The organism is Pseudomonas maumuensis (genome assembly GCF_019139675.1).
Taxonomy (GTDB): domain Bacteria; phylum Pseudomonadota; class Gammaproteobacteria; order Pseudomonadales; family Pseudomonadaceae; genus Aquipseudomonas; species Aquipseudomonas maumuensis.
Genome location: NZ_CP077077.1, coordinates 3,313,016 through 3,325,771 on the forward strand (window position 1 = coordinate 3,313,016; position 12,756 = coordinate 3,325,771).

Annotated in this window: 12 protein-coding genes and 1 pseudogene; 7 read left to right on the top strand and 6 right to left on the bottom strand. The window is 63.7% G+C overall.

Translation table 11 applies throughout. The features are described from left to right. The first annotated feature begins 2 nt into the window (after window positions 1-2). Window positions 3-3,260: a transporter substrate-binding domain-containing protein gene (locus tag KSS90_RS14735; RefSeq protein WP_217866147.1), complete on the top strand. Its 3,258-nt coding sequence runs from the start codon at window positions 3-5 to the stop codon at window positions 3,258-3,260. Here the strand turns inward: KSS90_RS14735 and KSS90_RS25920 are convergent. Further along, window positions 3,235-3,729: a methyl-accepting chemotaxis protein gene (locus KSS90_RS25920; RefSeq protein ID WP_231867507.1), complete on the bottom strand. Its 495-nt coding sequence runs from the start codon at window positions 3,727-3,729 to the stop codon at window positions 3,235-3,237. The two genes, KSS90_RS14735 and KSS90_RS25920, sit on opposite strands and share 26 nt — an antisense overlap. A gap of 42 nt (window positions 3,730-3,771) precedes the next feature. After that, window positions 3,772-4,554: pseudogene (locus KSS90_RS25925) on the bottom strand (PAS domain-containing protein); the annotation flags it as partial. 261 nt (window positions 4,555-4,815) lie between these two features. On the opposite strand from KSS90_RS25925, the gene KSS90_RS14745 reads away from it, so the two are divergent. The 4 genes from KSS90_RS14745 (at window position 4,816) to KSS90_RS14760 (ending at window position 6,780) form a co-directional block, all read left to right on the top strand. Then, on the top strand, window positions 4,816-5,352 hold the full coding sequence (locus tag KSS90_RS14745) for a hypothetical protein (RefSeq protein ID WP_217866149.1): 537 nt from the start codon (window positions 4,816-4,818) through the stop codon (window positions 5,350-5,352). Then, the gene (locus tag KSS90_RS14750) at window positions 5,349-5,627 is read left to right on the top strand and encodes a PD-(D/E)XK nuclease domain-containing protein (RefSeq protein WP_217866150.1); all 279 of its coding nucleotides are present in this window, start codon (window positions 5,349-5,351) and stop codon (window positions 5,625-5,627) included. The genes KSS90_RS14745 and KSS90_RS14750 overlap by 4 nt, the downstream gene beginning before the upstream one ends. A gap of 112 nt (window positions 5,628-5,739) precedes the next feature. Further along, window positions 5,740-6,126 (top strand): VOC family protein, encoded by a 387-nt coding sequence (locus KSS90_RS14755; protein WP_217866151.1) that lies wholly within the window; start codon window positions 5,740-5,742, stop codon window positions 6,124-6,126. A gap of 84 nt (window positions 6,127-6,210) precedes the next feature. Beyond that, window positions 6,211-6,780 (top strand): hypothetical protein, encoded by a 570-nt coding sequence (locus KSS90_RS14760; RefSeq protein WP_217866152.1) that lies wholly within the window; start codon window positions 6,211-6,213, stop codon window positions 6,778-6,780. A 64-nt stretch (window positions 6,781-6,844) separates the two neighbouring features. Here KSS90_RS14760 and KSS90_RS14765 read toward each other — a convergent pair whose 3' ends face one another. Continuing rightward, the gene (locus KSS90_RS14765; protein WP_110702207.1) at window positions 6,845-8,524 is read right to left on the bottom strand and encodes an MFS transporter; all 1,680 of its coding nucleotides are present in this window, start codon (window positions 8,522-8,524) and stop codon (window positions 6,845-6,847) included. 204 nt (window positions 8,525-8,728) lie between these two features. Here KSS90_RS14765 and KSS90_RS14770 point away from each other — a divergent pair, with 204 nt between their 5' ends. Next, entirely contained in the window at window positions 8,729-9,412 is a 684-nt protein-coding gene (locus tag KSS90_RS14770) for an AraC family transcriptional regulator (RefSeq protein ID WP_217866153.1), read from the top strand. On the opposite strand, the gene KSS90_RS14775 is transcribed toward KSS90_RS14770, so the two are convergent. Next, a complete protein-coding gene (locus KSS90_RS14775) occupies window positions 9,398-10,288 on the bottom strand; it encodes a sterol desaturase family protein (RefSeq protein ID WP_217866154.1) in 891 nt (296 codons plus the stop codon). The genes KSS90_RS14770 and KSS90_RS14775 overlap by 15 nt on opposite strands. Window positions 10,289-10,379: 91 nt before the next feature. Next, window positions 10,380-11,201, bottom strand: coding sequence for a DNA-binding protein (locus KSS90_RS14780; RefSeq protein ID WP_217866155.1), 822 nt, complete (start codon window positions 11,199-11,201; stop codon window positions 10,380-10,382). A 410-nt stretch (window positions 11,202-11,611) separates the two neighbouring features. Between KSS90_RS14780 and KSS90_RS14785 the strand changes: the two genes are divergently transcribed. Beyond that, on the top strand, window positions 11,612-12,400 hold the full coding sequence (locus KSS90_RS14785; protein ID WP_217866156.1) for a formate/nitrite transporter family protein: 789 nt from the start codon (window positions 11,612-11,614) through the stop codon (window positions 12,398-12,400). A gap of 57 nt (window positions 12,401-12,457) precedes the next feature. Here KSS90_RS14785 and KSS90_RS14790 read toward each other — a convergent pair whose 3' ends face one another. Beyond that, window positions 12,458-12,754, bottom strand: coding sequence for a DUF3144 domain-containing protein (locus tag KSS90_RS14790; protein ID WP_102682437.1), 297 nt, complete (start codon window positions 12,752-12,754; stop codon window positions 12,458-12,460). Window positions 12,755-12,756 lie beyond the last annotated feature (2 nt).

A 12,756-nucleotide genomic window follows, 5' to 3' on the forward strand; every position in this document is an offset into this window, starting at 1 on the left:
TCATGATCAAAGGCACCCTGCTGTGCATGCTGCTGGCCATGCTGCCGGCATTGCCCGCGCAGGGTGGAATGCCCAGCGAGCATCGCCACCTGCTGGCCCGCGCGCTGAGCGCGGCGCCACCCCTGACGCTGGCCGCGACCGACCGACAGTGGCTCGATGAACGCAAGCACCTGGTATTGGGCAGCTCGCGCCCCGACTATCCCCCCTTCGACATCAACAACAGCCAGTCCGACTACGAAGGCCTGAGCGCGGACTACGCCGGCCTGATCGGCGAGCAGTTGGGCGTGCCGGTCGAGGTGCGCCGCTATGCAAGCCGCGAGCAGGCCCTGAATGCGCTGCGCGCTGGCGAAGTCGACCTGCTGGGCAGCTCCAATGCCTTCGAGGCCAACGATGCACAACTGGCCCTCAGCCTGCCCTATGCCGACGACCTGCCGGTGATCGTCTCGCGCAAGGACCAGGCCTTGCGCGACGGTGACGACCTGGCAGAGCTGCGCCTGGCCATGGTCGATCACTACCTGCCCCTGCAGGCGGTGCAACACCTCTACCCGCATGCCCAACTGAGCCTTTATCGCTCGACTCTCGCCGGAGTCGCCGCAGTGGCCCTGGGGCAGGCCGATGCCTACCTGGGTGACGCCATCAGTACCGACTATGCGATCGCCAAAGGCTTTCAGGAAACTGTCAAGGTCGATCACTTCGTCAAGACCCCGGCCAGCAGCTTCGCCTTCGCCCTGACCCAGAACAACCAACGCCTGCTGCAGTTGGTCGACCTGGCCCTGGGGCGCATCGCCGACAGCGAGCGGTTGAACATCCTGCGGCGCTGGGCTGGCGGCGGCACCAGCCTGTTGCTCGATCGCCGCCTCGATGCCTTGACCCAGGAGGAACGCGACTGGATCGCGCAACACCGGCAGGTCAGCGTAATGATCAACACCACGCTGGCGCCGCTGAGCTTCACCGATGCCCAGCAGCAAACGCGAGGCATCGCCCTGAATCTGCTGGAGCGAATCGGGCTGCGCACCGGCTTGCGCTTCGAGGTGGTCCAGTCGGAGTCGTTCGAGGACATGGTCGAGCAGGTCGCCCAGGGCAAGGCCGACATGATCGGCGCCATCGGCTACGGCGAGCACCGCGCCCAACGCCTGCGTTACACCCGCCCCTACATGATCAGCCCGCGGGTAATGGTCACCCGCCGGGATGCGGCGGCCCTCGATCCGAAGCATCCGCTAAAAGGACTGCGCGTGGCGTTGCTGAGGGGATCGCCCCTGCGCGAAGGCCTTGAACGGCAATATGGCGACCTGCAGACCGTCGAGGTGGAAAACCCCCTGCAACTGATGGAAGCGGTGGCCAACCGTGATGCCGATGTCGCCCTCGGCTCGCACATCAACGCCAGCTACTTCATCAATCAGGTCTTCAAGGACCGTCTGCGCATCGCCGGCCTGCACGGTGACGAGCCGGCGCTGGCGACCTTCGCCGTGGGCCCCGCGCAGCCGCAACTGCAGGCGATCCTGGACAAGGCCCTACTGAGCATTGCCCCGGACGAGCTGGAACAACTGGTCAATCAGTGGCGGACCAATACCGCGGTCAGCGACAGCCCCTGGCGCAACTACCGCACGCTGGCGCTGCAGGTACTGGTGCTGGCCGCCCTGCTGCTGGCTGGCGTGGTGTTCTGGAACACCTACCTGCGCAAGCTGATCCACCAGCGCAGCGAAGCACAGCGCGCGCTGCAGGAACAACTGGCGCTCAGCCGCGGATTGCTCGAACAGCTGCGCCAGGCCAAGGACGATGCCGAACGGGCCAGCCGGGCGAAAAGCACCTTCCTGGCGGTCATGAGCCACGAGATCCGCACACCGATGAACGCCGTGATCGGCCTACTCGAGATGGCGCTGGAGGAAAGCCATCACGGCCATAGCGACAGCCAGGCGCTGGAGGCGGCGCATGGCTCGGCGATCGGCCTGCTCGATTTGATTGGCGATGTGCTCGACATCTCGCGTATCGAGTCCGGTCACATGACGCTGCAACCGGTGGCCTGCAACCTCGTCGAGCTGGTCCGCGCGACCCTGCGGGTCTTCGAAGGCAGCGCACGCCTCAAAGGGCTCGCATTGGCTGCGTTGCTGCCCGCCTCGCCCACTTGGCTGCTGGTCGACCCGCTGCGCTTCAAGCAGGTGCTGTCGAACCTGCTGAGCAACGCGATCAAGTTCACCGATCAAGGTCAGGTCGACGTGTCGCTGGCAATCGCCCCGATCGATGCCAGCCTGTTTCGGGTCACCCTGCAAATCAAGGACAGCGGCGTGGGTATCAGCAGTATTGACCAGACACGCCTGTTCACCACCTTTTCCCAAGTCGATGGCCGACAGGCACGCCAGGGCGCAGGCCTGGGCCTGGTAATCAGCCGCGAGCTATGCGAGCTGATGGGAGGTGAGTTGAACCTCAACAGCATCGAGGGCCTGGGAACCCAGGTCGAAGTGCATCTGAGCCTGCCCGGCGCCGCCCCTCCCGCCAGCGAGACCGTCGACAAGGCCCTGATCGATACCGTCGCAGGCCCCCTGCAGATCCTGGTGGTCGATGACTACCCTGCCAATCTGTTGTTGCTCGACAAGCAACTGCGTTCTCTGGGCCACCAAGTGACGCTTGCCGACCAGGGCGAGGCCGCGCTGACGCTCTGGCTGGACGGTCATTTCGACGTGGTCATCACCGACTGCAGCATGCCGGTCATGGATGGCCACGAGTTGGCCCGCCAGATTCGTATACGGGAGCGCGATGACGATCTGCCCGTGGTTCGTATCATCGGCGTGACCGCCAATGCCCAGGCTGAGGAGCGCCAACGCTGCCTGGACAGCGGCATGGACGAATGCCTGTTCAAACCGATCGGTCTGCAGGCACTCAAGGCCTGCCTGCCGCTAGCCGCCGAAACGCAACGCAGCAGCGGCTTCGACCTGATGCAACTGCGCCACCTCACCCAAGACGACAACCGTCTGGTCAAACGCCTGCTGGAGCAGCTGGCGCAAAGCAGTGCCGAGGACCTGCAGGCACTGCACGCGCTCGGTGCTAATCCACCAGCCAAGGCCCTTGCCCCGGTGGTCCACCGGGTCAAAGGCGGGGCCCGGATGCTCAAGGTCAGGGGGGTGAGGCACGATTGCGAGGCTCTGGAGCAGGCCATCGCCCAGGGGCAGCCAATTGAGCAGTTGCTCGCCCAGCTGCGGGCGAGCCTGCATACCCTGGAGCTCGAGTTACGCCAGAGCCTCAGTGCAATTGAAGGGTCGAATTGATCTGGCTGATGGCGTCCACCACATGCCGCGAGCCTTGCTGGATCTCCATGATCACCGTGCCGGCTTCGTTGGCCAGCTCGACGCCCAGACCGGTACGGGTCAGGCTCGACTGCATGCTCGCCACCGCGGTCAGCGACAGGTCATGGTTTTGCCGCACCACTTCGACGATCTCCAGGGTCGCCTTGCTGGTCCGCGCCGCCAGATTGCGCACCTCGTCGGCGACCACGGCGAAACCACGGCCATGCTCGCCGGCCCGGGCCGCCTCGATGGCCGCGTTCAGCGCCAACAGGTTGGTCTGATCGGCGATACCGCGTATGGTCAGGACGATCTGCCCGATCACCTCGGACTGCTTGCTCACCGCGTCGATGGTGCGGGCGGCGTCATTGAGTTCGCAGGAGATCTGCTCGATCACCTCGACCGCCTGCTGCACCACCTGGGTACCCTTGCGCGCGCAGGCATCGGTCTGCATCGAGCTGGCATGGGCGGCGTCGGCGGCGGTCTGCTGGGTGCTGACCTGATGGGTGATGTCACTGGCGAACTTCACCACCTTGTACAGGCGCCCCTTGTTGTCGAAGATCGGGTTGTACGACGCCTCTAGGTAGACGGTCTGGCCCTGTTTATTGACCCGCTCGAAGCGATGCGAGTGGTACTCGCCGCGGTTGAGTGACGCCCAGAAATCGCGGTATTGGGCAGACTCGCGCTCGTGGGGCAGACAGAACAGCCCATGGTGACGCCCCACCACCTCCTCGAGGCGATAGCCCATGGTGTCGAGGAAATTCTGGTTGGCCTTGATCACCCGCCCGGCCGGGGTGAACTCGATTACCGCCATCGAACGGCCGATCGCTTTGAGCAAGCTTTCGCTCTCGTGCTCCTCGATCACATGGCGGGTGATGTCGGAGGCCACCTTGATCACGCTGGTCACCTGCTGGCGCTCGTCGATTACTGGCATGTAGCTGGCCTCCAGCCACACTTCGCGCCCCGCTTTGTCCAGGCGCTCGAACGTACCGCTGATGGCCTTGCCCTGGCCGAGTTCGCGCCAGAGCTGCTGGTACTCGGCGCTCTTGGCATAGGTGGGGTCGCAGAACAGCCGATGGTGCTTGCCACGGATCTCGTCGGCGCTGTAGCCCATGGTCTTGCAGAAGTTCTCGTTCACCTCGAGGATCGTGCCATCCGGCGCGAACTCGATCATCGCCATGGAACGGCTGATCGCCGCCAGCTTCGCCTCCATGCCCGCCAACGCCTGCCGGCTGCGCTGTATCTCGATCAAGTCGGACTTGCGATGGTACTCGAACATGGACCGGGCCTCCTGTGCTCACGGAATGTCCTGAGCATAGATCGGCGTCACCACCGTGCAAGCGTTCTGATATCACTTTCGCATTAGGCATTTGTGCCGTCTGTCCGGTCGTGGCATTGCTTCGAAACATAACGCGCCATTGCCGGTACGCATGACAGCCGCCAATGCCACCCGTGCATCCAGAACGGTATGTCGTGGGGCAGCATGACAACCTGTAGAATCCTCAGCACCTCAAGCTACAAGCCATTCAACAGGTATCGCATGGTCTTCAACGAGTGCTCTCTCATCGAATCGGTGATCAACACCCTTGATCAAGCAAGAAAAGCAGAGAATGCCTGCGACAGGGCCATCCGGCAGCCACTAACCGACGCCATTGGGCTGAATGAATCGTACTTTGCCGCCTCTCAGGAGCTGCAAACTCATTTGCAGGCTGCATTCAGAGAGATCTGCCTGCTGGCCGAGAAGCTTGGAGTACCACAGGGCCTATCTACATTCCAACGCGACTTTGAAAAGGCTTTCGGAACGAGCGAGCTCGAGCCTTGCCTGGAGGAGGGACGTGCTTTCTCACCAGCACTCACGGTGCTCGAAGTATTTTTCAACTCGCTCCAGCTAATCTCCGGGCACACGCACACTACCGCGAACCAGGCGTTTGAACACATTCTGCGCAGTACGCCGAAGATGTTCGAAGACCTCTTCGAGCCTCCCACCAACGAGGCTGAAGTTCGAAACGCCGTATTGAAGGTCGCCCAGTTCGCCTTTCCCGATATCCAACGGGAAGCCGTGATCCCGGTTCATTGAAACTGCATCGTACCGACCTTGCCGTGCCCTCCTTGCGAACCGTGGTCGAATTCAAGTTTGCCCGAACCCTGACAACCGCCAAGTCCTGTGTCGACGAGTTCTACTCCGATATGAAGGCGTATACGCAGACCCATCAATGGGCGCATTTCTATGCAGTGCTCTATATCCGCGGAAACTTCATGACCCAAGTCAATTTGGACCAGGCCTTCAAGGAAAAGAACGCAGATCGTAACTGGACACCGATCCTGCTCACGGGCCCAGTAAAAGGGAACTGATGCCGTGCCTGGAGCCCGGCAACCTGCCACATTCAAGGCAAGGCCTCGCAAAACGTTCTCCTATACTCAGGAGGCGCCGACATAGCGACGGCGCCTTACCGGAGGGGTACGCATGAAGATCGTAGTCACCAGCATCCTCGTTGACGATCAGGCCAAGGCCCATGCCTTCTACCACCATGTCCTGGGCTTCGAGCCCAGGCACGATATCCCCATGGGCAAGTATCGCTGGCTCACCCTCACCTCCCCCAACGATCCCAATGGCGTCGAGTTGTTGCTCGAGCCCGATGCCCATCCAGCGGCGAAGACCTACAAGGCCGCGCTCAAGCAGGACGGCATTCCCGCCACCTCGTTCGGCGTTCGCGATATCCAGGCCGAGTATGAACGACTGTGCAAGGCCGGCGTGCAGTTCACCCAAGCGCCCACGGCCATGGGCCCTGTCACCGTGGCTGTGTTCGACGACACCTGCGGCAACCTGATCCAGATCGCCCAGCGGCATTAGCCGCCTTCGCGCAGCCCGCGAGGTTTTCCCCGCAGGCTGCTACATTGCTGACTTCCCACAGCGCAGCCAGAACAAGGACACCCCATGCGCTACGAATTCAGCGAAGTGCTCAACGACCTGGTCGACTATTTCCTGCTGGGCGATATCCAGTTGCTCGAACAGTTCAAGGAAGACCAAGACCTGCCCGACGACCTGGCGCGGGCCTTCACCCGCGGCGACAGTGGCGACCTGGCAGTGCAGCAAGGCGTAATCCTGCCGCTGGCCGGCATCGACAACCTGCCCTACCGCATCCTGTTCACCCTCGACGAACGCACCCCGGCACTGCTCGAGCCCGGCAGCCGCCTCAAGCACCGCCGCCCGGGCCATGTGCTACGGGTCGAACACGGCGCCGTGATGCTCTTCACCTGGCGCATCCTGCAGCACTTCACCAACAAGACCCTGGGTGATCTGCTGGCGCGCTACCAGGAGCCGGGGCGGCCAATCATCGAGCTGGACAACGGCTGGTATTCGGTTGAAGTACTCGCGGGCGCCGTGGTGCGCGACGGTTTGTACGAACCGGCGTTCGAATTCGTCATGAAAAAGGCCTATGCGCGACCACAGGCCTCGGAGGTGGATGTCGGCTACCGATACACGTTGCGCGGCTACTTCGACTGACCGGGGCCGCTCCTGCAGTGCCGGCATGAACCGAGCCATTGCTGCAGGAGCGGACCTTCATCCTTCAGGTGTGATGGATATCCCGATCCTTGGTCTCAGGCAGGAAGAAGATGCCCAGCACCGCGGTCATCACCGCAATGACGATCGGGTACCACAGCCCGTAGTAGATGTCCCCGGTCGCCGCCACCATGGCGAAGGCCACCGTCGGCAGGAAGCCACCGAACCAGCCGTTGCCGATGTGGTACGGCAGCGACATCGAGGTGTAGCGGATCCGCGCCGGGAACAGCTCCACCAGCCAGGCGGCGATCGGCCCGTAGACCATGGTCACGTAGATCACCAGGATGGTCAGCAGCAGCAACACCATCGGGTAATGGATCTTCGCAGGGTCGGCCTTCTCGGGATAACCGGCCTCTTTCAGGGCACCGGTCAGGGTGGCGGTGAAGGCGTCGGCCTGCGTCTTCAGTTCAGCCGCGGCCAGGCCGGTCCCCTCGAAACTCGGGATCACGCGCTCGCCGATACGGATCTGCGCCACGCTGCCAGGCTCGGCCTTTTCGTTCTCGTACGGGATCGCCCGCTTGGCCAGCAGGCTCTTGGCGATGTCGCAGGAACTGGTGAAGCGGGCCTTGCCCACCGGGTCGAACTGGAAGGCGCACTGCCCGGGATCGGCCACCACCACGACCGGGTTTTGCTCCTGGGCGACGAACACATCCGGGTTGCCGTACTCGGTCAGCGCCTTGAAGATCGGGAAATAGGTCAGCGCGGCAATGATGCAACCGGCCATGATGATCTTCTTGCGCCCGATGCGGTCCGACAGGCTGCCGAAGACGATGAAGAACGGTGTGCCGATCAGCAGGGAACCTGCGATCAGCAAGTTGGCGGTCTGCGGGTCGATCTTCAGTGTCTGCAGCAGGAAGAACAGCGCGTAGAACTGCCCGGTGTACCACACCACCGCCTGGCCGGCGGTGCCGCCGAGCAGTGCCATGATCACCACCTTGAGGTTGTCCCAACGGGCGAACGATTCGGTCAGCGGCGCCTTCGACGCCTTGCCCTCGGCCTTCATCTTCATGAACACCGGCGACTCGTTGAGCTGCAGGCGGATGTACACCGAAATCGCCAGCAGCAGGATCGACAGCAGGAACGGTATCCGCCAGCCCCAATCCTCGAACGCCTCGGTGCCCATGGCGGTACGGCAGGCCAGGATCACCAGCAGCGACAGGAACAGCCCGAGGGTGGCGGTGGTCTGGATCCACGCGGTGAAGAACCCGCGCTTGCCCTTGGGCGCATGCTCGGCCACATAGGTGGCAGCGCCGCCGTACTCCCCGCCCAATGCCAGCCCCTGCAACAGTCGCAGGGTGATGAGGATCACTGGCGCGGCCACGCCGATCGTCGCATAGCTGGGCAGCAACCCGACCACCGCGGTGGACACGCCCATGATCACGATGGTGATGAGGAAGGTGTGCTTGCGCCCGATCATGTCGCCCAGGCGGCCGAACACGATGGCGCCGAACGGCCGCACGGCAAAGCCGGCAGCGAAGGCCAGCAGGGCGAAGATGAACGAAGTGGTTTCGTTGACCCCGGCAAAAAAGTGCTTGGCGATGATTGCCGCCAGCGAGCCGTACAGGTAGAAGTCGTACCACTCGAACACGGTGCCCAGCGAAGAGGCGAAGATGACCTTGCGCTCCTCCCGGGAAATGCCACGTTGGGGCGCGCTACTGCCCGTGGATGCGCTGTCAAGGACCGCCATGGGTCGCCTCCGTCTGGTTGTGGTAGACCGGAGTGCTCCATCAGGTAGCCAAAGCACGCACCCAGGCCCAAAGGCATTGCAGGCTGCGCGAAGCACGACGAGGCACGGCCTCGAATCGCGGCAAGTCACTTCAAGCATAATCGGCCTTTGCACGATAGCCACTCGCCTGAGTGATCGAGCGCCGAAACGGATAGGGAACCCGCAATGAGCGAAGCACAGCACAGCGCCTGGCGAGGTCGGCTCTCGCTGGCCGATGATCACGGCCTGCTGCTCGGCACGGCGGGCCACACCGGTGTCCATGCCCACTATGCCCACCAGGTAGTGCTCGCCCTCGAGGGCCAAGCCTGCCTGCAGGTCAATGGCGAAGAGCACCGCGGCGACATGCTGGCCATCGCCTCGTTGCAGCCCCACGCCATTCTCGCGCCCGGCGCCACCTGCATCACCCTGTTCGCCGAGCCCCTGGCGTTTTCCCTGGAGACCTTGCTCGACGTCTGCCGGCAAGCCCCCCGCGATATCTCAAGCCTCGCCCAGGCGTTGCGCCAGGCACCACGCCGCCCGTTGGATCCGCGCCTGGCGCGGGTCCTGGCACGGATTCGCGCGGTGGACGAGCAGCGCCTGCCGGCCACGGAGCTGGCACAGGCAGCGGCGCTGTCGGTCAGCCAGCTCGAGCGCCTGTTCAGTGGCCGCCTGGGCCTGTCAGTGCGGCGCATGGTGCTGTGGCAACGCCTGCGCGTGGCCCTGGGCGAGGCGCTGTCCGGTGCCAGCCTGACCGAGGCGGCCATGACCGCCGGCTTCGCCGACTCGGCGCACCTGAGCCGCAGCCTGCGCCAGCAATTCGGCATCCGTGCCAGCGAAGCCCTGCGCCATCTGCGCTCAGACGTGCTCTAGCGCCTGACGCAGGCTGTCCGGCACGGCTGCCGGCGGCTGCGCCTTGGCCGCTGGACGAAACGGCTCACGCAGTTGCGCAAGGTACGTTTGCGGGTAGTCCGGACGGTCGCCGATGCCCATGTCCTCATCGCCCACCCCATAGCCCGGCAGGTGAAGGGCAGTGCCGAGCAAGCGATCCCAGACCGGGAAGAACAGCGCAAAATTGACGTCGCCCAGGGTGCCGTACTTCAGGTGGTGCAGCCGGTGTACGGGGGCCCAGGCAAAGAGATGGCGCAGAACGCCGATGCGCATGTCGACATTGCTGTGCTGCAACAGCAGCTGGACGGCGATGCAGAACGCCAGCAACGCCGCCACATCCTGCGGCAAACCCAGTAGCAGCAAAGGCAGCACGCCGCCCAACCCCTCGGCCATCTGGTGCAGCGGGTGCTTCATCAAGCCATTGAAACCGTACAGCCGGGTCACGCTGTGATGCACCGCGTGCAGGCGCCAGAGCAACGCGCTGCGATGGCTGGCGTAATGCACCAGGGTGATGCCCAGGTCGGCCAGGGGCAGCGCCAGCAACAGTTGCCCGAGCACGGGCCAGTGGCTGGGCCACAGGCTTGTGGCCGGCAGCCAGCCGGCGAACAGCGGGATGGCGGCGATGCTGGCGATATTGAGGATTTCGTTGACCAGCGCGTGCAGACCATCGCGCCCGCCCTCGCCTGCTGCCTCGCTCCAGGCAGGTTTGTAGGGGTACAGCGCTTCGCAGGTGAACGACAGCAGGATCGCCACGCCGAGCAGAGGCAGCAGCCAGAGGATGTCGGCGCCAAGATCGATCAGCCACACGGCGGTGGCGATGAATCCGAAGAAGAAACACGGTGCGTAGAGGATGCGCATGGAAGGCTCCAGTCATGGTTGGAGCCACCAGTGTTGCCCGGTGCTTGCCCTGCACGATTGAACGAACGGCGCATGCGGCGCAGCGCTGTACCTACAGGGTCGGTGAGTCTGCGGCCCGGGCAGCCAACTGCCGACGCATCTCGTCGTTGGCGCCCTGGGCCTGGGCCAGGATGGCGCGAAGCCCCTGCACCTGCGCGTCTCGTTGCTGCAGCTGCTCGTCCAGCAGCTTACCTTGGGCCGTGGCCTGGCGATGCTCGGCGAGCAGGCGCTCGTTGTCGCGATGCAGTCGGGTCAGCTCGTCCTGACGCGCCAGCGTACCCTGCTGCAAGGTCTGCAGTTGGCCTTGCAACTGGCGCACCTGAGTCTCGTTGCGGCGTTGATCCTGCTGGCGCTGCTCGAGGCTGGCGCGCAGTTGCCCATCCTTGTCGGCCAGGCGCGCCTGCAGTTCGCCCTGTGCCTGGCTGAGACTGGCACTGCGCAACTGTTCGGTCTGCAGGCTGGCCTGGGCTGTCGTGAATCGTTGGGTTTCGGCGTGCAACGCGGCGGTCAGGGCCTCGACCTGGCGCAACGCGCCGGCCAGGTCGCGCTGGCTCAGTTGCAGCTCGGCCTGCATAGCCGCACAACGTGCCTGCGCCGCCTGCTCGGCGGCGGCGATCCGGGCCTGCCCTTCCTCGTGCAGCTGGCTGGCCAGTTGCTCGACCAATCGCGCCAACGGTTCACTCAAGGCGCCTTGGCTACCGAGCAACTCCAGCGGTTGTCGGTCGAGCTCCTTGAGATAGCGATGGATGGTGGTCTTCGAGCCGGTGTTGCCCAATTCGATACGTACCGCATCGATACTGGGGTTTTCCCCCCGGGCCATCAGCGCCTGCCGTGCCTGCTGTACTGAAGCCTTGTCGATACCATTGCGGGCCATTGCTCACTCCACCTATTCGTACCATGGCATGTACCATGTAATTCGACGCAATACTGCACGGCCCTGACCCTCGATTCAAGCGTGCGAGTGAAATGTCATTCACCGCACAGCGGCCACAGGCTGCTCGCCCGGATTGAGCGTGGCCACCAGAAACATCGCGCTACGGGTAGTCGGTCTGTCGACAGCCTACGACTCGATCTCGGCGCGGCTGAACAACTGCATCTCATAGATGCGCTCTATCAACTCATCCAGCCTATCGATTTGACCGCGTCAAATTGCCTCAGATAACGTGCCGCCCGCTTCGAAGTTGCCTGTTCCCTCCACCACGAGCCGAACCGCGCTGGCCTCGTCCCATCGTTACCAGATCCGCCCAATGGTACCGCCGTTATCCTTGCGTTCGAGTTGTTGAAATGTCTGTGAATACCCCCTCCCGGATCACCGAGCTGGTCATCGAAGCCGGCACCCGCAAAGCCCACCTGCCCACCCGCGCCACCTTGATCCTCGGCTTCCTGGCCGGCGCGTTCATTTCCCTGGGCTTTCTGCTGGCGATCCACGTCAGCACCATGATTCCCCCGCAGTGGGCCTCGTTCGGCACGCTGCTCGGCGCCGCGGTGTTTCCCATCGGCCTGATCCTGGTGATCCTGGCCGGTGGCGAACTGCTCACCGGCAACATGATGAGCCTACCCTTGGCAATGTTCGCCGGGCGCATCCGCCTGCGGGCGGTGGCGCGCAACTGGACCCTGGTGACCCTCGCCAACCTGCTGGGCGCGCTGTTCGTCGCCTACTGCTTCGGCCATCTGCTGGGGCTGACCGAAGGCGCGTATCTGGGCAAGACCCTGGCTGGCGCCACCAGCAAGGTCAGCGCCGATTTCCTGCACGCGTTCGTCTCCGGTATCGGCTGCAACTGGCTGGTATGCCTGGCGGTATGGCTGTCCTACGCCAGCCGCGAGATGAGCGGCAAGATCCTCGGCATCTGGTTCCCGATCATGGCCTTCGTCGCCATCGGCTTCCAGCACGTGGTGGCCAACATGTTCCTGATCCCGGCGGCGATCTTCGCCGGCTACCTGAGCTGGGGGCAGTTGGCGGAGAACCTGGTGGCGGTGTTCCTGGGCAACGCCGTGGGTGGGGCGATCTTTGTCGGCCTGGCCTACTACGTGTCGTTCGGCGTGCCTGCGCAGGAACAAGGCGCATTGCACTGATACCACCCCACCGAAGCGGTGGGGTATTTTTCGGCGATGTCCTGGTTGCGTGCGAACTCAGCTGTCCTTGCCCAGCACATAGCGGTCGAAGTGCTGGATATGCTCGTCGAGGTTGTCCTCAAGCATCATTCGGTACTGCTCGCTGAAATACTTCAACAACTCCTCGCGCGCCGCGGCCATTTCCGCCGCGGACTTGAAACTGCGCGCCGCCATCCAGGCATTGAAGCGGCTGGCGGCGAAGGTCATCGAAGCGCTGACCTTGCCGAGGTCTTCGAGCTTTTCGATCTGCTGGTTGGCCAGTTCCACATGCGCATCGGCGCGGTCGTAGAAGGCTTGGTCGGTGGCTTGTGCCATGG